Raw genomic sequence first — 22,498 nt, 5'->3', positions numbered from 1 at the left:
AAATTCACTAATCTTGCAATTCGGGATAAGCATGACGAATTTTCAGCTATCATAAAAAGTTCAGCACTGTCCCCGTGTGAACGGGCCTGCCACGACAGGCTATTGAAACACCCCAGGCGAACTCCACTGGGACTCGCTTCGCCGATTGTGTCTTTGACGTTCACCTCAACTGAATTTGTAGAACGACCTTATTCCATAAGCGAAGGTACCAATGCAGACATCGGATTATCGCCATCGCCTTCCGGCACCCCAGGGTCTCTATCACCCGCGCAATGAACACGATGCCTGCGGTATGGGCCTCGTAGCCAGCATCAAGGGCGAAAAAAGCCACGACATTATCCGCAAGGGCCTCGAGGTGCTCATCAACCTAACCCATCGCGGAGCTGCGGGCTGCGATCCCGAGACCGGCGACGGCGCCGGCATTCTCATCCAGATCCCTCATGTCTTTTTCGCGCGTGAGTGCGGCGAACTCGGCATCCAGCTGCCCGGCCCCGGCGCATACGGCGTTGCCATGGTCTTCCTTCCCGTCGACAAACACAGCCGCCTCCAGTGCGAAGGCGTCTTCGAGCGCATTGCCGCCGCTGAAGGTCTCAAAGTTCTCGGCTGGCGCGACACACCCGTCAACGGTGACGCCATCGGCCGCGAAGCCCGCGCCTCGCAACCTTATATCGAACAATTCTTTGTGGCGCGCCCCGACGGCATGGAAGAGGATACCTTCGAGCGAGCGCTCTACCTCGTTCGCCGCCGCACTGAAAACGAGATGGCTCTGTCCGACATCGAAGGCAAGGACGACTTTTACGTCCCCTCCTTCTCTTGCCGCACCATTATTTACAAGGGCCTCATGCTGGCCCCGCAGATCGAGAAGTTCTACTTCGAGCTCGCCAATCCCCTCGTCACCAGCGCGCTTTGCCTCGTCCACCAGCGCTTCTCAACCAACACGTTCCCAAGTTGGAAGCTGGCCCATCCCTACCGCTACGTCGCCCACAACGGCGAAATCAACACCATCCGCGGCAACGTCAGTTGGATGACCGCCCGCCAGTCCATCCTCGACAACCCGGTCCACGGCGAAAAAATCAAGGATCTCTTCCCCGTCATCATGCCCGAGGGCAGCGACTCCGCCTCGCTCGACAACGCCGTCGAATTCCTCTTCCAGTCCGGCCGATCCCTTCCTCACGTCATGGCCATGCTGATCCCCGAAGCATGGGCCGGCAATCCCGACATGGACGAGGACAAGCGCGCCTTCTACGAGTACCACGCCTCTCTCATGGAGCCCTGGGATGGCCCCGCCGCCATCGCCTTCACCGACGGACGCATCGTCGGAGCCACGCTCGACCGCAACGGCCTGCGCCCCGGCCGCTACATCGTCACCAAAGATGATCTCGTGGTCCTCGCCTCTGAAGCCGGCGTTCTCGACGTTCCTGCCGAAGACATCCGCAAGAAGGGCCGCCTACAGCCCGGTCGCATGTTCCTCGTCGACACCGTGCAGAAGCGCATCATCTCCGACACCGAAATCAAGAAGAGCCTCGCCGCGCGCCAGCCCTACGCTGATTGGTTAAAAGAGCAGCAAGTCTTGGTCGATGCCCTGCCCGAGCCGTCCCGCGTCATCGCCTCGAATCCTGAAACTCTTCTGCGACGCCAGCGGGCCTATGGCTACAGCGAAGAAGACCTCCGCCTCCTGCTCGGCCCCATGGGCGCACGCGGCGAAGAGCCCGTCGGCTCCATGGGCACCGACACGCCGCTCGCCTGCCTGTCTGACCGCCCGCAGCCGCTATTCAATTACTTCAAGCAGCTCTTCGCCCAGGTCACCAATCCGCCCATCGATCCCATCCGCGAAGAACTCGTTATGTCGCTCATCAGCTACATCGGCACCGAGCGCAACATCCTCGACGAAACGCCGGAGAACTGCCACACTCTCAAACTCCCGCATCCGATCCTCTCGAATCGCGATCTTGAGAAGTTACGCCGCGTCTCCTCCGGCGACCTGCTCGCCACTACGCTTCCCGCGCTCTTCCGCGCCGAGGATGGCGAGCCCGGCCTTCGTCATTCGCTTGAAGAACTCAGCGCCCGCGCCGCACACGCCGTCGCCTCGGGATACACGTTGCTCATCATCTCCGACCGCGGGGTCGATCCCACGTATGCGCCGATCCCCAGCCTCCTCGCCATGGCCGCCGTGCACAATCGCCTCGTCAAGGAGAAGACCCGCACCCAGGTCGCGCTAATCATCGAGAGCGGCGAGCCCCGCGAGGTCATGCACTTCGCCCTCCTCATCGGATACGGTGCCAGCGCCATCAACCCTTATCTCGCCATTGAAACGCTGCACGACCTCAAGCGCCGCGGCTTGCTGCCGCATAACGTCTCCGCAAGCCACGCCGAAAAGAGCTTCATCAAGGCCATCAACAAAGGCCTGCTGAAGACTTTCTCCAAGATGGGCATCAGTACACTGCAAAGCTATCGCGGCGCGCAGGTCTTTGAAGCCATCGGCCTCAACGACAACCTCATCCAGACCTACTTTCCCCGCACCGCGTCGCGTATTGAGGGTATCGGCCTTGACGTGCTCGCCCGCGAAGCGCAGATGAAGCACGCTCATGCCTTCCAGCCCCTCACCGACTCTGAAACCGAATTGGTCGTCGGCGGCCACTATCAATACCGCGAAGGCGGCGAATATCACATCCTCAATCCCCTCACCATCAGCAAACTCCAGCATGCGGTTCAAGCCAACAGCGCGACCACGTTCCAGGAGTACACCGACCTCCTCGATCAGCAGAACCGCACTCTTTGCACCCTGCGCGGTCTGCTCAAGCTCAAGTACGCTGACACCCCGATCCCCATCGAAGAAGTCGAGCCCGCCAAGGAAATCGTCAAGCGTTTCACCACCGGCGCCATGAGCTTCGGCTCCATCAGCAAGGAAGCCCACGAAACTCTCGCCATTGCCATGAATCGCCTCGGCGGCATGTCAAACACCGGCGAAGGCGGCGAAGAGGAAGCGCGCTTCACACCCGATGCCAACGGTGACTCCCGCCGCAGCGCCGTCAAACAAGTCGCCAGCGGCCGCTTCGGCGTCACCACCAACTACCTCGTGAACGCCGACGAGTTGCAGATCAAGATGGCGCAGGGCGCAAAGCCCGGCGAGGGCGGCCAGCTCCCCGGACACAAAGTCGACGATGTCATCGCCAGAACCCGCCACTCCATCCCCGGCGTTGGACTCATCTCACCGCCGCCGCATCACGACATCTACTCCATCGAAGATCTCGCGCAGCTGATCTACGATCTGAAGAATGTCAATCCAAAAGCGCGCGTCGCCGTGAAGCTCGTCTCTGAAGTCGGCGTCGGCACCGTCGCCGCCGGCGTATCGAAAGCTCATGCCGACGTCGTACTCATCTCCGGCGATAACGGCGGAACCGGCGCATCCCCGCTCAGTTCCATCAAGCACGCCGGCCTTCCGTGGGAACTCGGCCTCGCCGAAACCCAGCAGGTGCTGCTGCTCAACGATCTCCGCGGACGCATCAAGGTACAAACCGACGGCAAGCTGCAGACCGGCCGCGACGTCGTCATAGCCGCGCTTCTCGGCGCTGAGGAATTCGGCTTTGCCACCACACCGCTCATCACCATGGGCTGCATCATGATGCGCAAGTGCCATCTCAACACCTGCTCCGTCGGCATTGCCACACAGGACCCCGTCCTCCGCGCGCGCTTCACCGGACAGCCCGAGCACGTCGTCAATTTCTTCTTCTTCATCGCCGAGCAGATCCGCCAGCACATGGCTAAACTCGGCTTCCGAACGATGGACGAAATGATTGGCCGCGTAGACAAGATCGAAGCCTCCCTCGCCGACGCTCACTGGAAAGCGAAGGGCATCGATCTCTCCTCCATCCTCTACGCGCCCACCGTTCCCTCCCGCGTCGCGCGCCGCAAGATACAAGCGCAGGATCACGGCCTCGATCAGGCTCTCGACCACGCGCTCATCACCAAGGCCGCCCCAGCACTCGAATCCAAAACTCCGGTCACCGGCAACTTCGCCATCCGCAACGTCCACCGCACCGTCGGCGGCATGCTGGGCGGCGAGATCGCCCGCCGCTACGGATCTGCTGGATTGCCTGACAACACCATCCACTTCAAATTCGAAGGCTCCGCCGGCCAGAGCTTCGGCGCATTTGTTCCCAACGGCGTCACTTTGGAACTTGAAGGCGACAGCAACGACTACCTCGGCAAAGGGCTCTCCGGCGGACGCGTCATCGCCTACCCACCCAAAACTTCTTTCTTCCTTCCCGAAGAAAGCATCCTCGTCGGCAACGTCGTCCTCTACGGCGCCACCAGCGGCGAAGTCTTCCTCAACGGCATCGCCGGCGAACGCTTCGCAGTCCGCAACTCCGGTGCTACCGCCGTCGTTGAAGGCGTGGGCGATCACGGCTGCGAATACATGACCAACGGCACCGTCGTCGTACTCGGCACCACCGGGCGCAACTTCGCCGCCGGCATGAGCGGAGGCCGCGCATTCGTCTTCGACGACCACGGCGACTTCTCCACACGCCGCTGCAACAAGTCCAGCGTCGATCTCGAACCTCTCGAAACCGAAGCCGACATCGCGGAGGTCCGCGCCCTTCTCGAGCGCCATCGCGACTACACCGGCAGCCCGCGCGCCGCATGGATCCTCGAGCACTGGGCCGACGCGCAGCCGAAGTTCATCAAGGTCTTCCCGCACGAGTACAAGCGCGTGCTCGGCGTCGAACGCGTCGACACCATCTACTGTCCGCCAACTACCGCAGCGCCTCAGGTCGAGGCAGCAGCCGCCGAGGTGCAGCATGGGTAAGATCACAGGGTTTCTCGAAATCGAACGCGAACAGGCAACACGCCGCAGCGTAGAAGAACGCGTCCAGGACTGGTTCGAAATCTATCAACCGTTCCCGGAGGAGAAACAAAAAGAACAAAGCGCCCGCTGTATGGATTGCGGCGTTCCCTTCTGCCACACCGGCTGCCCCGTCAACAACCTCATCCCCGACTGGAACGACCTCGCCTACAACGGCCGCTGGCAAAACGCGATCCGCCGTCTCCACGCCACCAACAACTTCCCCGAGTTCACCGGTCGCGTCTGCCCCGCGCCCTGCGAGGCTTCCTGCGTGCTCGGCATCAATGCGCCCGCGGTTTCCATCAAGCTCATCGAGCGGAGCATCGTCGAGCGCGCGTGGGACGAAGGCTGGATCCATCCAGAGCCGCCCGAGCACAACACCGGCAAACGCGTTGCGGTCGTCGGCAGTGGTCCCGCGGGTCTCGCCGCCGCGCAGCAACTCCGCCGCGCCGGACACTCCGTCTCTGTCTACGAAAAGAACGACCGCATCGGCGGCCTGCTCCGCTATGGCATTCCCAACTTCAAGCTTGAAAAGCATGTCCTCGATCGCCGTCTCCAGCAGATGCGCGCCGAAGGCGTCACCTTCCTCACCAACGCGCACGTCGGCGGAAACGTCCCCATCGAATCTCTCACCGGACACTACGACGCCATTCTGCTCGCCGGCGGCTCAGAACATCCCCGCGACCTCAAGATTCCCGGCCGCGAACTCAAGGGCATTCACTTTGCCATGGAGTTCCTGCCCCAGCAGAACCGCCGTAACGAAGGCGACACCGTTGACCCTGCCATCTCCATCAGCGCAGCGGGCAAGCGCGTGCTCATCATTGGCGGCGGCGACACCGGCGCGGACTGCCTCGGCACCACCCATCGCCAGGGCGCAAAGAGCGTACACCAGATTGAAATCATGCCCAAGCCGCCCGAGACCCGCGCAGCATCAACGCCCTGGCCGCTCTGGCCGCTGCAACTGCGTACCGAAGGCGCGCACGAAGAAGGCGGCATTCGCGACTGGGCCATCAACAGCATCAAGTTCACGGGCGACGAAAACGGCAACGTGAAGCAGGTCCATGCGGTTCGCGTAGGTCCGCCGCCAAAGTTCGAAGCCATCGCCGGCTCCGAGTTTACGCTCGACGTCGACCTCGTCCTTCTCGCCATGGGCTTCCTCGGCCCCGTCAAAGGCGGCATGATCGAGCAACTCGGCGTCGCTCTCGACCAGCGCGGCAACATCGCCACCAATGCGGAGTACATGACCTCCGTCGATGGCATCTTCGCCGCCGGCGACATGCGCCGCGGTCAGTCACTCGTAGTCTGGGCTATCGCCGAAGGTCGCAAGGCTGCAGCCGCAGTCGACAACTACCTCGCCACGAAGGAGACGACTGCGCCCATGCCCAGGCACGCGCGAGCGTAGCTGTTAACGCTGTCATTCCGACTGACCAAAGGGAGTGGAGGAACCTGCAGTTGCCTCTCCTCCTCACACCGCGAGAGCGACACGAAGCCCGCGGCCTTGTCCCAACATCCCGCTGGCTCAAATCTGAACCGCCCTCCGCGAGACAACAACGGACATAGAATGCTGGTCCACTCGGCATTCTATGTTCCAGCTACTTTCCCTTGCTTTTCCCCCGCCGATACTGCCACACCCCGTACAGCACCCCAAGCACCAGCAGCGAAATGTACGCGACGAGGATAGGCGTACTCCAACCCTTCAGATCCTTCTGCCAGAAGTTGATGACCACCCGCCCATAGGTGTAGCCCACCCAGGCCACAAGGCCATACCGCACCGCGCGGCCACCGCCGTATGCGAAAAAAAAGCGCGCACGCGAAAGCCCCATCGCCCCGGCTGCAAACAGAAAGGGCATCAACGGCACGGGCGGCGGCAAAAGCGCGGCGATCGCCACAGAAACCACCCCATTCCGCTTCACCCATCCCTGCACGCGCCGCACCAGGCGGCCTTTTCCCAACTTCTCGAGCGCCGCTTCTCCTCCCTTTTTTCCGGTCGCCCACGTCATGTAGCCGCCCGTCACCGATCCGGCGAAGGCGCACGATCCAAAAAAGACAGGCGATGCAATCGACTTCGACCGGAACACCGCAAGCAGGAAAAGCACCAGGTCGGTGCTTCCCGGCAGCGATACCGGAATCATCGACGAGTCAATCACCGCCAGCCCGAACAGTCCGACACCGCCGAGATTCATCAGCCATCCCAGCCTGTGAGCGCCGCTTCCCTTTACCGCATGGCTGTTCAAAGCCGTCTTCAGCAAGAAGACGTCAGAAACGCAGCACACTGCCGCAATCAGATTCCACGCAGAACTCAAGGCTTGCCCTGCCGTCCCGCACGATCGCGCACGCCCACTCCATCTTCGAGATCAAACGCAGCGTTCACCAGCGCAATATGCGAAAACGCCTGCGGAAAGTTTCCTACCAGCCGCTTCCCTTTTGTGTCGTATTCCTCTGAAAGCAATCCGAGGTCATTCGTCAGTTTCAGCAAATCTTCAAACAGCTTCCTCCCCTCCGGCTCGCGCCCCACCGCCTTCAGGCTGCTCACCATCCAAAAGCTGCACGCTAGAAAGACTCCTTCGCCCGGCGGCAATCCATCCGGCGACTTCGAAGTGCTGTAGCGCATCACCAGCCCGTCTTGCATCAGTTCGCGCCTGATCGCCTCCACCGTGTTCTGCACTCGCCGATCGCTCCCCGGCAGAAATCCCACCAGCGGCATCAACAACAGAGATGCGTCCAGTTCATCCGAACCGTACGCCTGCACAAAACAGTCTCTCTTCGCGTTAAACCCTCTTTCGCAGATCTGCGCGCGAATCTCACCCCGGATCGTCTTCCACTGCTCAATCGGCGCCTTGTAATTCATCTGCTCCGCAAGCTGCACCGCACGATCAAACGCCACCCACGCCATCAGCTTTGAATATGTGAACTGCTGTGCCCCGCCTCGTGTCTCCCATATGCCTTCATCCGGCTCGTGCCAGATCGTCTCCAGATGTTTCAGAAGCAGCACCAGCACTCGGAAATCATCCTCCGTATGCTGTCCCATCTGGCGCTGTGCATGGAAAAAGCAATCCAGCACTTCTCCGTAGATATCCAGTTGCACCTGCATCGACGCCGCATTGCCGATCCTCACCGGCTTTGAATTTTCGTATCCCGGCAGCCAATCCAATTCCCACTCCATCAGTTGCCGCTCGCCGCGCAGACCGTACATGATCTGCACCTGGTCCGGACTTCCCGCCAGCGCCCGCAGCAGCCAGTCCTGCCACGCCACCGCCTCATCCACGTAGCCTGCATTCGAGAGTGCCAGCAGCGTAAATGTCGTGTCCCTCAGCCAGCAGTAGCGATAGTCCCAGTTCCGCACCCCGCCAACGCGCTCCGGCAACGACGTCGTCACCGCCGCCACAATTCCCCCCGTGGGCATATACGTCAACGCCTTCAGAGTAATGAGCGACCGCTCCACGATCTCGCGATACTTGCCGTCGTATTTCAGAACCTCCGTCCACTCTTGCCAGAACGCCTCCGTCTCCCGCAGGGCTTCGTCAACATTCTTGCCGTCCGGATCGTCCTGGTAAGAGAGTCCATAAGCAAGCGAGAACCAAGCGCGCTTCCCGGCCGCGACCTCAAACTCCGCCAGCGTCTTCAGATTCTCGCCGCGGGTCTGCACCGACGCATGCAGAATAGCCAGGTTCGGTCCGGCTACAGCGCGAACTCCGTTCTCCAGCCGCGTCACCCAGGGCACCGTGCGCCCATAATCAAACCGGAGACACAACTCCATGCCCATCCGCACGCTTCCGCGCAAACCCTCGACGATCCTCACCACATGCGAGTGTGCATTCCGCACCGGCATAAAGTCCAGAAGGCGCACCGCGCCCTCCGCGCATTCAAACACCGTCTCCACGATTAGCGTGTGCTCGCGATACTGTCTCGTTGTCTTCGAGTCGCCCTCGCACGGCGCAATTCGCCAATAGCCGTTCTCTTCCTTGCCCAGCAGCTTCGCAAAGCACGCCTCTGAGGCAAACGTCGGCCAGCAGAGCCAGTCAATCGACCCGCCCCTGTCCACCAGCGCGGCCGTCTGGCAATCGCCAATCAATGCGTAGTCTTCAATCTTCGCAGCCATATCTCGCTTTATTGTTCTCGATAATTGCGCATCAGCCCGCCGTCCACCACGAACGTCGAGCCCGTCACATAAGCCGCGTCGTCCGACGCCAGAAAAGCCACAACGCCCGCCACATCCTCCGGCGTCCCCATCCGCCCCAGCGGAATATTCTTGAGCAGCGCATCCAGCTTCGGCTTGTCCTCAAGCAGCGCCTTGTTGATCGGCGTCGCGATAGCCCCAGGCGCCACATTGTTCACCGTAATGCCCAGCGGTCCTAGTTCCACCGCAAGATTCCGCATCAACATGCGCAATCCGCCTTTGCTGCAGCAATACGAGTCGAACCCCGGAAACACCATGTCCTCATGCACCGAACTGATGTTGATCACGCGCCCCGTTTTCTTCGCGTCCCGCAATCGCCGCACAAACGTCTGGGTCAGAAAGAACGGCCCGCGCAGATTCACCGCCATCACCTGGTCATAATCGCTCTCCGGAGTATCCCAGAACTCCGACTTCTTCTCCATCCCCGCATTGTTCACCAGGATGTCCGCCGATCCAAACTGCTCCCACGCAGAGTCAACCAACCACTTCACATCATTCATCCGCGTCACGTCAGCCCGCACGATGCTCCCCTGCCCGCCGGCCTTTTCAATTGCAGCTTCGGTCTCCTGCGCTCCATCGGGATTGCCCACATAATCCACGATCACCTTGGCGCCCTCGCAGCCAAGCCGCTTCGCAATTCCCTGTCCAATCCCCGATCCGGCGCCGGTAACGATCGCGACCTTCCCCTCAAAACGCTTCATCGCTCCCCCAAAAAGAGAAAGAATGTCTGTACTTTGCATTAGATGCATGATCAGAAGGAAGGCGCATCAAAACCCAGCGATTCCGGAGTCGGAGCCCTGAAACTTCTCAGGCTCAACAGACCGCACGACCCCGGTCACTGCGACCGAAAAAACCCAAACAGCAGCACCGCCAGCACCACGGCGCTGACCGCAATATAGAGCTTGTCCCGCTCGATTCCGAACGCAATCAGAGCAAACACCACCCGGGCTACCGGGGTAGCAATCAGCAGCAGCACTGCCAGTTGAATCACCGCCTCGGAGTCACCCTTCGCTGCACCCCGCATCACTCCGCCGATGCGCCTCAACGCCTGCGGTTCGCTCTTGAAAACCCGGTAATCCGGTATCGCCGCATGATGGGCCCGCACGTAAAGGATTCCACCCACCAGCATTACAAACGACGCCAGCAGCACGCCGACCTGGAGCAAACGCCCCATGATCGACTCCATCTCGCGGTCGTCGAAATGCTCTTCGTGCCCCTCCGGCATCGGCTTCTCCCTCAGAACCATTGCTTCACCCCGTTGACAATCATCTCGACTCCCAGCGCCAGCACCACGAACGTGAACACGATCCGTAGCACCCCAACATGCGCCCGCACCAGGTACCGCGCGCCGATCAGCGATCCGCTCAGTACCCCCAGCATTACCGGAAACGCGAGTCCCGGCGCGATCAGGCCACGATGCAGAAAGATTCCCGCACTCGCCGCCGCCGTCACGCCGATCATGAAGTTGCTTGTCGTCGTCGAAACCTTGAAGGGAACCTTCATGATCCGGTCCATCGCCAGCACCTTCACCGCGCCCGATCCGATGCCCAGCAATCCCGACAGCGCCCCCGCAACAAACATCATCCCGAACCCGCCCGGAATATTCTCAACTTCATATTTGCAGCGCGATCCGTCCTTCGCCGGATAGTCTCCCGATAACCTCAGCCTGCCCGACCACGGACTACCCTTCTTCAGTTCAGGAACCGGATTCCGCGCCTGCTGCCAGGAGAGAAACGACGAATACAGCAGCACAACGCCAAAGATGATCGCCAGCGCCTGCGTGTGGACTACCGTCGCCAGGTATGCGCCCAGAATCGCCCCCAGCGTCGTCGCCACCTCCAGAAACATCCCGATCCGCACGCTCGAAAATCCCTCGCGCACGTACGCCGCCGCCGCCCCCGACGAAGTCGCAATCACTGAGATCAGCGACACCCCGATGGCATAGCGAATGTCTACATGAAATCCCAGCGTCAGCAGCGGCACCAGCACAACGCCGCCGCCGAGTCCTGTAAGCGCCCCCAGCAGCCCTGCAAGCAGCGCACCAACAAAAAGAAGTGCAGTAAACGTCAACAATGCCATAGAAAAAATGTGAAACCCGTTGCTTTGAAAGGGCACGGCTATAGCCGTGCCGAAAGTGGCACAAGCCCCTTGGCGGCTTTAGCCGCTGAGGGACGTTTTCTTTGGCCGAGTCCCAGACGCTTTCCCGTAAACGCTTCAGCTATTCGCTCCCTCACAACGGTTTCCCCCTGAACAGATAAAACAATTCGATCAGCAGGATCAGCACGACCGTAAACTCCAGGAAAAACGCCCGGCTCTGATCGAACTGATCCACCATATAGTTGTACAGGTCTTCGGCCGTCTTCACCTTGCGCGAAACAAGTTCCTTGTAATCCGGAACGCCCACCTTGGCCGCTGCCAGCCTGTAAAGCCTCGCCGCAAACATATCGCTCAAGAACTTGATCGCATTATCCGCGCGCTCCGTCAGCTCCGCCACATCCAGCAGCGTCGTGTGCAGTGTGCGCGCCGACTTCGCCATCCTCCACCGCGCGAACACTCCCGTCCTCTGCTCCAGCAGCGCGTATGCCTTGTCCAGAATTGCCGTCAGCAATTCGTCGTAATGCCGAAACTCCAGCAGCTGCGAATTCGCATACTCCAGCAGTTGAATCGCGGTCTCCGCGCCTGCCGTGCTGTCGTAAAGAAACGCCGCATTCCAGCCGATCACCGTCAGGTCATTTGCGTAATACGAAATCTGCGAGTGCAGAACCTCATTGCATTCCCCCTGGGACAGCCGCATCCTGTCTCCGCGAACCACTTGTGCGATTTCGGGCCCGTGATCCAGAATCAGATCCGCAGCCGCCGGGCCTTCCGGCCCCTCGCTCACGTGAAAAATGAAGTAGTCTTCGCTCAGCCACCGCGCTGCCGGCCGAATCATCGCATCCGCATATTGATCCAGCCTCGCCCTCACCAGTGGTTCGGCCCGCGAAGCAAAATCGATATCCCACACCCACCGGCTCGCCAGCTGCACCAGGTTGTCCCACCCGCCTGAAAACGGCAGCTGAAACACAACGCTGACCACCCCGTAGTCGTAGTACTTGATTACGCCTTCCAGCCGTTCTCCGCTGTCGAGTTGCAGCGCCTCCAGCGGTTCCACCACCGGCGGCCGCTCATAGCGCACATACGCAGGAGCACCGTGCTTCATGCTCGGCTGCTGCTGAACAGTCCGCTCCTTCACGTTCCTCAGCTGATCCAGGCGCAGTTCTTCGCACACGTCAAACTGGATCAGCACAAGCACCGAGCCATTCAGTAAATTCGTTACCGTCGTTGGGGATTCATTCGGCACGTACAAGCGCATGGTAAAGCATCGCACCCGCGTTTCGCGTCAACAGCAGTCGATCTAGCCTTTCTAACCGGCGCTCGCTTTAGTCTTTTCCCGTGCGGCCTTCACGCGCTTCGAAAGCAGCTTCTTCGCTTTTTCCAGTTTTGCCCTGCGCGACTTGCTCAGCCCCTTTCCCGCGCGATTGATAAAGTAGGTCAGCACCCGCATTCCCGATCCCGGCCTCTTCGGCGAAACCTTCTTCGACGCCAGTTGCCGCGCGATCGTCGCCGCATCTTTGGTAAACAGCCCCTCCGGCGGGTACGTCGAAAGCGTCTTGACCTTGCTCACCCACTTCCGCTTCGAGCCAGTTCCAGACCCACGCTTCTCTGCCTTCGTTTTCAATCCGCGCTCCTAGTGCCTCTTGAAATACTGAACATCGCGCTCGTGTTTCTTCGCCTTCTCCAGCGTTGAAAATGTTCCAAGGTTGCGCCGCTTCCCAGTCGAAGCATCCTTCTTCTTCGAATACAACCGATATTCTCCGGATTTGAGTTTGCGAATCATGCCCCTGTGATGCCGCTGCCTGAACACACGCTGCCTGATCCAGTCAGCACCCCTCCAGGGACAACTTGCCCCATAATCGCTACATCGAACGACTGGGGCTGCGAGAGCGGGCACCACACGCGATTCCTACCCGTGCGCGCGCCCCGACTCCCCAAGGAGGCAGGCATGGCTGGCCGTCCATTCTGGTCTGGGCAACTTCGCATTTCGCTCGTATCCTTCGGCATTCAACTCTTTCCTGCCACCAGCGCCGCATCCGAAATCTCCTTCCATCAGATTGATCGCAAGACCCATCAGCGCGTCCACCATCTCAACGTCATCAATGGCGACGAGCCGGTCGACAACGACGACATCGTCAAAGGCTACGAGTACAGCAAAGGCAAATATGTGATTGTCGAGCCCGAAGAGGTAAAAAAGCTCCGCCTCGAAACGCAGAATACGATCGACGTTGCGCAATTTGTCGACGCCAGGGAATTGCTCCCTACCCTTTTCGAAAAACCCTACTTCGTCGTTCCCGACCCCAAAGGCTCCATCGAGGCGTTCGCGGTCGTTCGTACCGCCATGCAGCAGGCCGACAAAGTCGCCATCGGCGAAGTCGCGTTCGGCGGCCGCGAGCACCTCGTCGCTATTGCCCCCGCGCCGCAGAAAAACGCGCGCGGCCTGATGGCCTACACCCTGCGCTATGCCGAAGAGCTGCGCGATCCCAAAGAATATTTCGACAGCATTAAAGAACATGCCGTCGACAAAAAGCAGCTGGCCCTCGCCAACGATCTCATCCGGGCCCAATCCGCGCCGTTTCATCTCGACGATTTCAAAGACGACTACGAAGCCGCGCTCCACGAACTCATTGAGGCCAGGCGCACCAAGTCGCCCCTGCCAGTCGCCGAGGCCAAACCGCGTGCAAAGGTCGTCAGTCTCATGGACGCGCTGAAACGCAGCGTGAGCGAAACGGAGAACGCCCCTAAGCATCCCAGACCCGCGACCTCGCGCCCGTCGAAAAATGGCCCTACACTGGTCAAGTCTCGCAAACGCTCTCGTAAGGCCGCATAACCATGCCAAAGGCAAAGACCGCCTCTCGCAAGAACGATCCAGCCGGCGTGCTGGAAGACCAGCTCAAGCGGTACCGGGAGATGCGGGATTTCAAAGTCACCGCTGAGCCCCGCGGAAACAAAGGCGCAATCCAGGCTGCCACCCAAGGCGGCGCGCTCCCCTTCGTCGTCCAGAAACACGCGGCCACGCGCCTTCACTATGATTTCCGCCTTGCGTGGAACGGCGTGCTCAAAAGCTGGGCCGTCGCCAAGGGCCCCAGCGACCTCCCCGCCGACAAGCGCCTCGCCGTCCAGGTGGAAGATCATCCCCTTGAATACGGCAACTTCGAAGGCACTATCCCCAAGGGCCAGTACGGCGGCGGATCCGTCATGCTGTGGGACTTCGGCGAATGGGAAGCCGTCAAGGATTACGACGACGTCGATCGCGCTCTCGCCGAAGGCCACCTCAAATTCAATCTCAAAGGCCAGAAGATGAATGGCCGCTGGGCGCTTGTGCGCATGAAAACGCTCGACGCACGTCCCGGCAAACCGAAGTGGCTCCTCATCAAAGACCGCGACGAATTCGCCCGCACCGAAGATCAACCATCCATCACCGATCGTATGCCTGACAGCGCTATCAGCAACCGCACCATCGAGGAGATCGGCAAGGATAGCGACCGCGTGTGGCACAGCAATCGGCCGCCTGACCAGCAACCCGAAGCAACGAAGCCGCCCGCTCCTCGAAAGAAAACGAAGTCCAAACCTTCCTTCACGGCATCGCTGAAATCCGCTCCAACCGAAAAGTTCCCGGCCTTCATCGCTCCCCAATTGGCCAAAGCCTCCACCGCTCCACCCTCAGGCGAAGGCTGGGTCCATGAACTCAAGCTCGACGGCTACCGCATTCAAATCCAGGTGCGTCCCGCCGGCGATTCCCGCAAAAAGCGCGTCTCGCTTCTGACCCGCAAAGGCCTCGACTGGACACATCGCATGCCGACTCTCGCGCGTGCCGTCGAACAACTCCCCTGCGACAGCGCCATCCTCGACGGAGAAGCCGTCGTCCTCGATGAAAAAGGCGCCACCAGCTTTGCCGACCTGCAAATCGCATTTCAGGAAGGCACAAAGTCCAACCTCACCTACTTCGCCTTCGACCTGCTTCATCTCGACGGCCACAACCTCCGCGCATTGCCGCTCCTCAAACGCAAAGAGCTTCTCGCGAAACTTCTCGCCGGCCTCGATGACGACGCGCTCATCCGCTTCAGCGAACACTTCGCAGCAGACGGCAAAAAGGTCTTCAACGAAGCCTGCAAACTCGGCGCAGAAGGCATCGTCTCCAAGCTCGCGTCGGCTCCTTACTCTTCCACCCGCGGCAATTCATGGATCAAATCGAAATGCTTCCAGGAACAGGAATTCGTAATCGGCGGCTTCACCGATCCATCCAATGGCAGTACCGGTATCGGCGCTTTAATCATCGGATATTTCGCAAACGGCAAATTGCATTACGCCGGCCGATCCGGCACTGGCTTCACGCAAAAGACCCAGCAAACCCTGCACAAACAACTCGGCAAGCTCGTGCAATCCAAATCGCCATTCACCGACGTGCCGAAAGGCGTCTCACGCGGAGTGCATTGGGTCAAACCGGAACTGGTCGCGCAAATCTCCTTCTCTAACTGGACCCGCGACAATCTCGTCCGCCAGGCAGCATTCAAAGGACTCCGCGAAGACAAACCTGCCAACGAAGTCGTCCGCGAAAGAGCCGAGCCGCCAGGATCCGCGGCAGCTATGAAGTCCGATCCCCCCAAGTCCCCGCAATCAAAAGCGGGCCGAGCCACGCATAAAGCCGCAGCCAGTTCAACAGGTAGAACCAGGACCGATCTGCCCATCACCCATCCCGACAAAATCCTCGACCCTGAATCCGGGATGACCAAGCTGATGCTGGCCAACTACCTCATCGCGGTGGCCGATCACATGTTGCCCCATATCGCCGACCGACCGCTCAGCATCCTTCGCTGCCCCGAGGGCGCCGGCAAACCGTGCTTCTTTCAAAAGCACATCGGCATGGGCCTTCCTCCCGGCATCGGCAGTGTTCCCGTCCCCAACAAAAAGAACGCATCAACCGAGCAGTACATCACCCTCAACTCCGCCGAAGGCCTCGTCGGCCTCGCTCAAATGGGTGTGCTCGAAATCCATCCGTGGGGCTCGAAAAACGATTCCCTCGAAAAGCCAGACCGCATCATCTTCGACCTTGATCCCGACGAATCCATCGACTGGAAGACGCTTGGCGCGACCGCAAAGGAATTGCGTTCACGCCTCGAAGACCTTGGTCTTGAAAGTTTCCTTAAGACCACCGGCGGCAAGGGACTGCATGTCCTGGCTCCTATCCGCCCCGAAAACGAATGGCCCGCTATCAAGGAATTTGCACACAACATTGTTCTGGGAATCGAACGAAAGAATCCCGGCCTCTATGTCACCAAGATGACTAAGGCGATCCGCACGAACCGCATCTATCTCGATTATCTCCGGAACGATCGTGGTTCCACCGCCATCGCTCCCTTTTCGACGCGTGCCCGCCCCGGCGCGCCTGTTGCTCTTCCCCTCGACTGGAAAGACCTCAATGCAAAATCGCGCCCCGCGTTCCACGTAGCCGACTTCAGCGAATGGAAAGCGCGCCTCTCTACCGATCCCTGGGCCGCGATGCCGCGCATCAAACAGCGTCTCACCGCCAAAATCATGCGCGCTGCCAAAGGCTGAGAAGCCTGGTTGCTGCCGTCGCTTCGCCTATCTTCAACACGCATGCAACCGGCGCAGAGGCTGCTTCATCCCACTCGGCAGCAGAACGCTAATTTGCAGGAGTAAAGAATGCTCTGGACAATTTTTGTAATTCTTCTCGTACTGTGGCTGCTTGGCTGGGTCGGTTTCCACGCGCTCGGAGCCTACATTCACATCGTGCTCTTGTTGGCGCTGATCGTGCTGGTCATCCAGCTCTTCTCAGGCCGCCGGTCCGCCCTCTAGGCCGGCGCCATTCCCATCTTGGCAGCGAATTCAGATCAGTCGTATGCCGGTTCATCGGGCAAGCTCAAAAGTTCAGACGCCCGCTCCAGTATCAATTCCGGCATCACGGGCTTCGCCAGCACCTCGAAGTTGTGCCCTTTTCTGACCGCCTCTTCCAGCAGCATCGCAGTATTCGTATGCCCCGAGAAGAGAATCACATGGCACTTCGGATGATTTGCCTTGATCACGATTGCCAGATCTATCCCGTTCATCTCCGACAAAATCACATCCAGGATCGCCAGTTCCGGTTGCCACTGCGCAATCAACTCCACGGCACGTTCGGCCGAGTAGGCCACGCGCGCGTCATAACGTTGCAACTTGAAGATCAATTGCAATGTATCGGCAATCGCCAATTCGTCATCGACGATCAGAATGCGCCGCCGACCCTTTACCTCCGACAGTCCATGCACGCTGCCCCAATCCTGCATCGTTGATCCATGTGCGCCGTTGGACGAAACCGATCCCGATGCGTCAGAATCAGGGAGCGAAGTCTCGCTGCGTTGCCCAGTGCCCCCCAGGCCATCGTTCCCCGTTTCCGCGCCCATTTTGCTCATCTTTGCCGCGGAACCCGGTTGTATAACCCTGCTCCCCATGCTGGCTTACGATGCGCAGAAAAGCCTGCTAGTATACCTCGGATGACGATAAATCGTTGATTTCATTAGAGCAATTGCACCGATGAAATTGAGCGGCCGAGCGCGCAGAAACCCCTCTGATGGCTGAACTTGAACCCACAACCCGCGAATGGTCCGACCGCATTCGGCGACTGTTGAACGAACTGAAACTCACCCAGGCCGGCCTCGCAGACCGCCTCGGCGTTTCCCCCGCAACCGTCTCGCGCTGGCTCGCGGGAAAAAACGAACCTACCGCCGAGACCTACGTCGCGCTCGGCAATCTCGCCGGCAGACCTGACGGCGCCTACTTCTGGGAGCGGGCCGGCATTGACACCTCCGAACTCCCCGACGCCAGCCTGCGCCAGACCCTCTCCTCCATCCGCGCTTCCCTCGAAGACTTCAACCTCATCACGACTAAAAAAGTCTCGCAGCACCTCAGCGGCAATGCCAATGCGGTCGCCATTCCCCTCATGAACGTCACCGCTTTCGGCGACCGCGTTCCCCCGCACGAAAACGTGCGCCTCTCCCAGGCCAAAGTCGAAGATGTGCTTCTCGCTCCGCTCTCCTGGTGCCCGCACCCTGAAAACATGCTCAGCATGCATGTCGCTGGCGACTCCATGTTTCCCGTCATCCCTTCCGGATCCATCCTCTTCGTCGACACCGCCGTTACTGAGCGCAGCCATCTCAATGAAAAGCTCGTCGTCGTTGCTCATCGTGACCTCGGCTTCAAAGTCGCGCGCCTGCAGCGCCTAGCCGGCTCCGATCTTCTCGTATCCGCAAATCCCAAGTACCTTCCTCTCGATGTCAGCAACGCCACCAAGTGGAAGATCTTCGGCGAAGTCCTCTGGTGGGTCTCCAAAGACGCCAAACACGACTCCTGACACCGCGGTGACATTTCGTCCCGCTCAGGCGATCATCTAATCAACCGATGCCGTCCCCCGTCACAGCCGATTCCGCTACCACCGTCTCGCGCCACGATCTCGAACTTTGCATCGCAGCCGCGCAAGCACGCGTAAAGAATCCCGTCGCCGGAATTTTCGGCCCCGACTCCCTCACCTGGCGCATCAATCGTGAAGCCGCGCTGTTCCTCGGAGCCGGACGCGCCGCCCTCCTGCAGCTTGCGCACCCATGGGTCGCCGTTGCGCTCGATCAGCATTCCTCCCTGCTCGCCAAACCCGTCGCGCGCTTTCACAACACCTTCCGCGTTGTCTTCACCATGATCTTCGGCTCCGCGCCGCAGGCCTTTCTCGCCGCACGCTCGCTTTATCAACTGCACACCGCCATCACCGGCGAACTTCCCGCCAGCGTTGCCGCCTATGCAAAAGACTCTCGCTACCAGGCGCTGCACATTCCCGCACTGCTCTGGGTCTACGCCACCCTCATTGACAGCGCCATCACCGCATACCACTCCGTTCTTCCGCCGCTCAAAGACGCGGAACTCGCCGCCTACTATGCCGAATCGAAAATCCTCGCCGGCCTCTTCGGACTCCCGCCCGAAGCCCTTCCCGCCGACTGGCTGGCCTTCCAGATTTACATCGGCGAGATGTCCACATCGCAGGCCCTCGGCGTCGATGATCGCTCTCGCGCCGTGGCGCACCGCATCATGACCGGCGCAGGCTCCTGGATTCCCATTCCCCGCTGGTATCAGGCGCTCACTGCCCAGTGGCTGCCGCCGCGCTTCCGCCAGGAGTTTGCCCTGCCCTTCGATTCCACTGAACAATCGCGCGCAAAGAAAGCCCTCCACAATCTCCCGCGCATCTACGCAAAACTACCCGCGCCCCTGCGCTACGTCGGCCCCTGGCGCGAAGCACAAGCGCGCCTCGCCCATCGAGCCCCCCGCTTCCTCACGCAACGCAGCAACCGCTTCTGGATCGGCCAGCCCCGCATGCCTTTCGCCGATTAAGCCAGCGAGAATCACACCCCGCGTTCACATCACATCTCTACTTCGCCAGCAACTCCGCCACCAGTGCTTCCCACTCGTCGTCCAGCTCCGGACGATGAAACTCGCGCCCCGCACGTGCATACCAGTAGTCCGCGTTTGCGAGCGAACCCTCTTTGCGATGCAGATAGGCATGCACCGCCATGCCGTCCTTCGTCTCCAACTCATCCACAAGGCCGTGCGCCTGCGTCCAGTCGCCCTTCGCATCCCACCACAGCGCCGCCAGCGGTGCCGACAAATCCTCCGGCGGAATCTGTTGCCTGGTGCTTTCACGGAACTGAATCGCCTTCATCGCATCGCCCTCCCCATCTCCTCGTATCCTGTTCGTTCTTTTCATCCGTTAAGTGACCTAAATCACATCTTCCGACGGCTCCTACGGATAAGAATAGTCTCAATTTCAGCTTGCTATGATACGCGTTCTGAAGGGGTCGATAAAGCACGTAGCGGCACGATGCACAAGCACTCCTTCCAGGAGGTCGGTCCATGGGATTCCCCCGAAAAGCACCAATCCGGACTAGCGTTTGCGATTCCGACCAAAATGGTCGTATACTGAACTCAGACCATTCTGGTCGTAGTTATCGGTTGCTGCGTTTTCGGCAATCCGTGGGAGTTCGCCAAGTGACTGTGTTGACGGATCTGCGCATCGGCGAAACCGCCACCCTGGTCTCCCTCGAACTCCCCGACTCCGTACAGAACTACCTCATGCACATGGGCTTTGTCCCCGACGCCCTCGTCACCGCACTGCGTCACGCTCCCGCCGGCGATCCCACGGTCTACGGCATCGACGGCATGGAGATCGCTCTGCGCCGTGAGACCGCCCAGGCGATCCGCGTTCGCAACACCACCGATACGCCCCGGGGCGAACTCGACGCCGAGCTCGAAAAGATCGCTGCCGAAGTGCAGCGCGAGCGTCAGACTGAAATTCACGAATTTGCCGGTGCCATCAGATGAATGCCTGCTGCGAGACGCCGGCGTTTGAAGCGCCTCTTGCCCCCATATCTGGGAGTCTCAGGACCGTCGTCCTCATCGGTCCGCCCAACTCCGGCAAGTCCACGCTCTTCAATCGCCTCACCGGTCTGCGCCAGAAAGTTGCCAACTACCCCGGCGTCACCGTCGAGCAGCGCTCGGGATTGATGTCCGGCGTGGGCCGCGACGACCTCACCCTCATTGACCTCCCCGGCGTCTATTCGCTTACTCCGTACTCTGAAGACGCGCGCGTCTCCATTGACGTGCTCAAGGGCAAAATGCCCGGCACGCCGAAACCCGATGCCGTTCTCCTCGTGCTCGATTCCCTGCACCTCACGCGCCAGTTGATGCTCGCCGCCCCCGTCCTCGCTCTCGGATTGCCCACACTCGTCCTGCTCAACATGAGCGACTTGATGGAATCGCGCGGCGGCGTGATCGACCCGCTCAAGCTCGCTAAGGAACTCGGTGCTCCCGTCGCTCAGATCAGCGCTGTTCACGGCACCGGACTCGACGCCGTGCCGCTCTTCCTCCATCAGCACGACTCGCCCCAGGCTGCGCAGAAGCCGCTCTCGCTCCCCGTGCTCGGCAATGCCGCCAGCACCCATACGTGGGCCGCGCAGGTAAGCCGCCGCACTGGTTATCGCGCTCCGCTTTCGGCTGAAAACAGCCGCAAGCTCGACAACATCCTTCTCCATCGCTTCTGGGGTCCGCTGCTCTTTCTCATCGTCGTCATCGGCGTCTTTGAAGTCGTCTTCTCCATTGGCCAGCCGATGAGCGACGGCTTCGGCTACATCCTCGGAAAAATGGGATCGATGGCCCGCCCGTTGCTCCCAGCCGGTTGGCTGCAATCGCTTGTTCTCGATGGCGCATGGAAGGGCATCTCCTCCGTGCTCGTCTTCCTCCCGCAGATCCTGTTGCTTTTTCTTTTCATCGGAATCCTCGAAGACTCCGGCTATCTCGCCCGCGCCGCGCTCATCGCCGACCGCGTCATGCGCACCATCGGCCTCAATGGCAAAGCCTTCATCCCTCTGCTCTCCGCCTATGCCTGCGCCGTGCCCGCCATCATGGCCACCCGCACCATCGAGAACAAGCGCGACCGCCTCGCCACCATCCTCGTCACGCCCTTCATGACGTGCTCTGCACGCCTGCCTGTCTACATGCTTTTGATCGCGGCCTTCATTCCCAACATCGCTTTCCTGCACGGATTCCTCGGTCTTCGCACCATCGTCATGCTCGGGCTCTACCTCGCCGGATTCGTTGCCGCGATGACCACGGCCCGCCTGCTCAAAAGCTCAATCCTCAAGTCCAGCGAAGCCCCTTTCATTCTCGAGTTGCCCCAATACCGCATGCCCACCTTCCGCGCGCTGGCCATGCGTCTTGTCGATCGCGCCAGCGTCTTCCTTCGCCAGGCCGGCACCGTCATTCTCTGCGTGACCCTCGCTCTCTGGCTCCTCGCGCACATTCCGCCCGTGCCTTTGCACAACGGCCACTACGCCGCACCCGAACTCGCCGACAGCGTGATTGGAAAGCTCGGCCACTTCATCGAACCCGTCATCGCTCCCCTCGGCTTCAACTGGAAGGTCGGCATCGGCCTCATCTCCAGCGTGCTCGCCCGCGAAGTCATGGTCTCCACCATGGGCACCCTCTACGGCGCCGATCCTGCAACGCAGACCATGCATCTGCAGACTGCCCTGCACCACGACATGACCCTCGGCGGCGCAGTCGCCCTCATGATCTTCTTCGCCTTCGCCATGCAATGCACCTCCACCATGGCCGTGGTTCGCCGCGAGACCAACAGTTGGAAGTGGCCTGCCATCCAATTCGGCTACATGCTTGTGCTGGCCTACATCTCCGCCTTCGCCGTCAACCACATCATCACCGCCCTCTTCGGATAACGAAGTCGAAGCATTTGCTGTTGTGTTTCCTTCGCCTTCGAACCACATCCCAAAAACGCTCTTGCGCTCTCGCTCATCAGGGGGTAGATTATCTACATCATTTTTGATGTAGAAGGT

18 protein-coding genes are annotated in these 22,498 nt (G+C 60.2%); 9 read left to right on the top strand and 9 right to left on the bottom strand.

Annotation, left to right across the window (positions count from 1 at the left end):
• Window positions 1–211: 211 nt before the first annotated feature.
• Window positions 212–4,807: a glutamate synthase large subunit gene (gene gltB / locus WCA10_RS12360; RefSeq protein ID WP_472822825.1), complete on the top strand. Its 4,596-nt coding sequence runs from the start codon at window positions 212–214 to the stop codon at window positions 4,805–4,807.
• Window positions 4,800–6,245: a glutamate synthase subunit beta gene (locus tag WCA10_RS12355; protein ID WP_472822824.1), complete on the top strand. Its 1,446-nt coding sequence runs from the start codon at window positions 4,800–4,802 to the stop codon at window positions 6,243–6,245. Before gltB ends, WCA10_RS12355 begins: the two co-directional genes overlap by 8 nt.
• A 190-nt stretch (window positions 6,246–6,435) precedes the next feature.
• Here the strand turns inward: WCA10_RS12355 and WCA10_RS12350 are convergent, their stop codons facing one another.
• The 7 genes from WCA10_RS12350 to WCA10_RS12320 form a co-directional block, all read right to left on the bottom strand.
• The gene (locus tag WCA10_RS12350; RefSeq protein WP_472822823.1) at window positions 6,436–7,146 is read right to left on the bottom strand and encodes a DedA family protein; all 711 of its coding nucleotides are present in this window, start codon (window positions 7,144–7,146) and stop codon (window positions 6,436–6,438) included.
• Window positions 7,143–8,942 carry a glycoside hydrolase family 15 protein gene (locus WCA10_RS12345; protein WP_472822822.1) on the bottom strand — a complete coding sequence of 600 codons (1,800 nt, stop codon included), beginning with the start codon at window positions 8,940–8,942 and terminating at the stop codon, window positions 7,143–7,145. The genes WCA10_RS12350 and WCA10_RS12345 overlap by 4 nt, the downstream gene beginning before the upstream one ends.
• A gap of 8 nt (window positions 8,943–8,950) precedes the next feature.
• Entirely contained in the window at window positions 8,951–9,721 is a 771-nt protein-coding gene (locus tag WCA10_RS12340) for an SDR family NAD(P)-dependent oxidoreductase (RefSeq protein ID WP_472822821.1), read from the bottom strand.
• A 134-nt stretch (window positions 9,722–9,855) separates the two neighbouring features.
• Window positions 9,856–10,245 (bottom strand): DUF1634 domain-containing protein, encoded by a 390-nt coding sequence (locus WCA10_RS12335; protein WP_472822820.1) that lies wholly within the window; start codon window positions 10,243–10,245, stop codon window positions 9,856–9,858.
• Between the two features lie 11 nt (window positions 10,246–10,256).
• Window positions 10,257–11,099 (bottom strand): sulfite exporter TauE/SafE family protein, encoded by an 843-nt coding sequence (locus tag WCA10_RS12330; RefSeq protein WP_472822819.1) that lies wholly within the window; start codon window positions 11,097–11,099, stop codon window positions 10,257–10,259.
• Between the two features lie 151 nt (window positions 11,100–11,250).
• Window positions 11,251–12,372: a hypothetical protein gene (locus tag WCA10_RS12325; RefSeq protein ID WP_472822818.1), complete on the bottom strand. Its 1,122-nt coding sequence runs from the start codon at window positions 12,370–12,372 to the stop codon at window positions 11,251–11,253.
• Window positions 12,373–12,423: 51 nt separating this feature from the next.
• The gene (locus WCA10_RS12320; protein WP_472822817.1) at window positions 12,424–12,738 is read right to left on the bottom strand and encodes a DUF3175 domain-containing protein; all 315 of its coding nucleotides are present in this window, start codon (window positions 12,736–12,738) and stop codon (window positions 12,424–12,426) included.
• A 324-nt stretch (window positions 12,739–13,062) separates the two neighbouring features.
• Here WCA10_RS12320 and ku point away from each other — a divergent pair, with 324 nt between their 5' ends.
• From ku to WCA10_RS12305, 3 genes are all read left to right on the top strand, one after another.
• The gene (gene ku, locus WCA10_RS12315; protein ID WP_472822816.1) at window positions 13,063–13,944 is read left to right on the top strand and encodes a non-homologous end joining protein Ku; all 882 of its coding nucleotides are present in this window, start codon (window positions 13,063–13,065) and stop codon (window positions 13,942–13,944) included.
• 2 nt (window positions 13,945–13,946) lie between these two features.
• Window positions 13,947–16,670, top strand: coding sequence for a DNA ligase D (ligD, locus tag WCA10_RS12310; RefSeq protein WP_472822815.1), 2,724 nt, complete (start codon window positions 13,947–13,949; stop codon window positions 16,668–16,670).
• 108 nt (window positions 16,671–16,778) lie between these two features.
• On the top strand, window positions 16,779–16,931 hold the full coding sequence (locus tag WCA10_RS12305; protein WP_472822814.1) for a lmo0937 family membrane protein: 153 nt from the start codon (window positions 16,779–16,781) through the stop codon (window positions 16,929–16,931).
• 35 nt (window positions 16,932–16,966) lie between these two features.
• Here WCA10_RS12305 and WCA10_RS12300 read toward each other — a convergent pair whose 3' ends face one another.
• Window positions 16,967–17,515, bottom strand: coding sequence for a response regulator (locus WCA10_RS12300; protein WP_472822813.1), 549 nt, complete (start codon window positions 17,513–17,515; stop codon window positions 16,967–16,969).
• Between the two features lie 167 nt (window positions 17,516–17,682).
• Between WCA10_RS12300 and WCA10_RS12295 the strand changes: the two genes are divergently transcribed.
• Window positions 17,683–18,462, top strand: a complete 780-nt coding sequence (locus WCA10_RS12295) for a S24 family peptidase (protein WP_472822812.1) — start codon at window positions 17,683–17,685, stop codon at window positions 18,460–18,462.
• Between the two features lie 47 nt (window positions 18,463–18,509).
• Window positions 18,510–19,484 (top strand): oxygenase MpaB family protein, encoded by a 975-nt coding sequence (locus tag WCA10_RS12290; RefSeq protein WP_472822811.1) that lies wholly within the window; start codon window positions 18,510–18,512, stop codon window positions 19,482–19,484.
• A gap of 37 nt (window positions 19,485–19,521) precedes the next feature.
• Here the strand turns inward: WCA10_RS12290 and WCA10_RS12285 are convergent, their stop codons facing one another.
• Window positions 19,522–19,812 (bottom strand): hypothetical protein, encoded by a 291-nt coding sequence (locus WCA10_RS12285; RefSeq protein ID WP_472822810.1) that lies wholly within the window; start codon window positions 19,810–19,812, stop codon window positions 19,522–19,524.
• A 326-nt stretch (window positions 19,813–20,138) separates the two neighbouring features.
• Between WCA10_RS12285 and WCA10_RS12280 the strand changes: the two genes are divergently transcribed.
• Both WCA10_RS12280 and feoB read left to right on the top strand, forming a co-directional pair.
• Window positions 20,139–20,471 carry a FeoA family protein gene (locus WCA10_RS12280; RefSeq protein ID WP_472822809.1) on the top strand — a complete coding sequence of 111 codons (333 nt, stop codon included), beginning with the start codon at window positions 20,139–20,141 and terminating at the stop codon, window positions 20,469–20,471.
• Window positions 20,468–22,381 carry a ferrous iron transporter B gene (gene feoB / locus WCA10_RS12275; protein ID WP_472822808.1) on the top strand — a complete coding sequence of 638 codons (1,914 nt, stop codon included), beginning with the start codon at window positions 20,468–20,470 and terminating at the stop codon, window positions 22,379–22,381. Before WCA10_RS12280 ends, feoB begins: the two co-directional genes overlap by 4 nt.
• Window positions 22,382–22,498 lie beyond the last annotated feature (117 nt).

This window comes from Occallatibacter sp., assembly GCF_049582745.1.
In the GTDB taxonomy this organism is placed as follows: domain Bacteria; phylum Acidobacteriota; class Terriglobia; order Terriglobales; family Acidobacteriaceae; genus Telmatobacter.
Note: the sequence above shows the minus strand (reverse complement) of the source record. Positions and strands in the feature narration are given on the sequence as shown.

Excerpts from the sequence above, each read along its gene's own strand:
- gltB (WP_472822825.1), top strand. The coding sequence starts at position 212 with ATGCAGACATCGGATTATCGCCATCGCCTTCCGGCACCCCAGGGTCTC.
- WCA10_RS12355 (WP_472822824.1), top strand. The coding sequence starts at position 4,800 with ATGGGTAAGATCACAGGGTTTCTCGAAATCGAACGCGAACAGGCAACA.
- WCA10_RS12345 (WP_472822822.1), bottom strand. The coding sequence starts at position 8,942 with ATGGCTGCGAAGATTGAAGACTACGCATTGATTGGCGATTGCCAGACG.
- WCA10_RS12340 (WP_472822821.1), bottom strand. The coding sequence starts at position 9,721 with ATGAAGCGTTTTGAGGGGAAGGTCGCGATCGTTACCGGCGCCGGATCG.
- WCA10_RS12335 (WP_472822820.1), bottom strand. The coding sequence starts at position 10,245 with ATGCCGGAGGGGCACGAAGAGCATTTCGACGACCGCGAGATGGAGTCG.
- WCA10_RS12330 (WP_472822819.1), bottom strand. The coding sequence starts at position 11,099 with ATGGCATTGTTGACGTTTACTGCACTTCTTTTTGTTGGTGCGCTGCTT.
- WCA10_RS12325 (WP_472822818.1), bottom strand. The coding sequence starts at position 12,372 with ATGCGCTTGTACGTGCCGAATGAATCCCCAACGACGGTAACGAATTTA.
- ku (WP_472822816.1), top strand. The coding sequence starts at position 13,063 with ATGGCTGGCCGTCCATTCTGGTCTGGGCAACTTCGCATTTCGCTCGTA.
- ligD (WP_472822815.1), top strand. The coding sequence starts at position 13,947 with ATGCCAAAGGCAAAGACCGCCTCTCGCAAGAACGATCCAGCCGGCGTG.
- WCA10_RS12305 (WP_472822814.1), top strand. The coding sequence starts at position 16,779 with ATGCTCTGGACAATTTTTGTAATTCTTCTCGTACTGTGGCTGCTTGGC.
- WCA10_RS12300 (WP_472822813.1), bottom strand. The coding sequence starts at position 17,515 with ATGGGCGCGGAAACGGGGAACGATGGCCTGGGGGGCACTGGGCAACGC.
- WCA10_RS12295 (WP_472822812.1), top strand. The coding sequence starts at position 17,683 with ATGGCTGAACTTGAACCCACAACCCGCGAATGGTCCGACCGCATTCGG.
- WCA10_RS12290 (WP_472822811.1), top strand. The coding sequence starts at position 18,510 with ATGCCGTCCCCCGTCACAGCCGATTCCGCTACCACCGTCTCGCGCCAC.
- WCA10_RS12285 (WP_472822810.1), bottom strand. The coding sequence starts at position 19,812 with ATGAAGGCGATTCAGTTCCGTGAAAGCACCAGGCAACAGATTCCGCCG.
- feoB (WP_472822808.1), top strand. The coding sequence starts at position 20,468 with ATGAATGCCTGCTGCGAGACGCCGGCGTTTGAAGCGCCTCTTGCCCCC.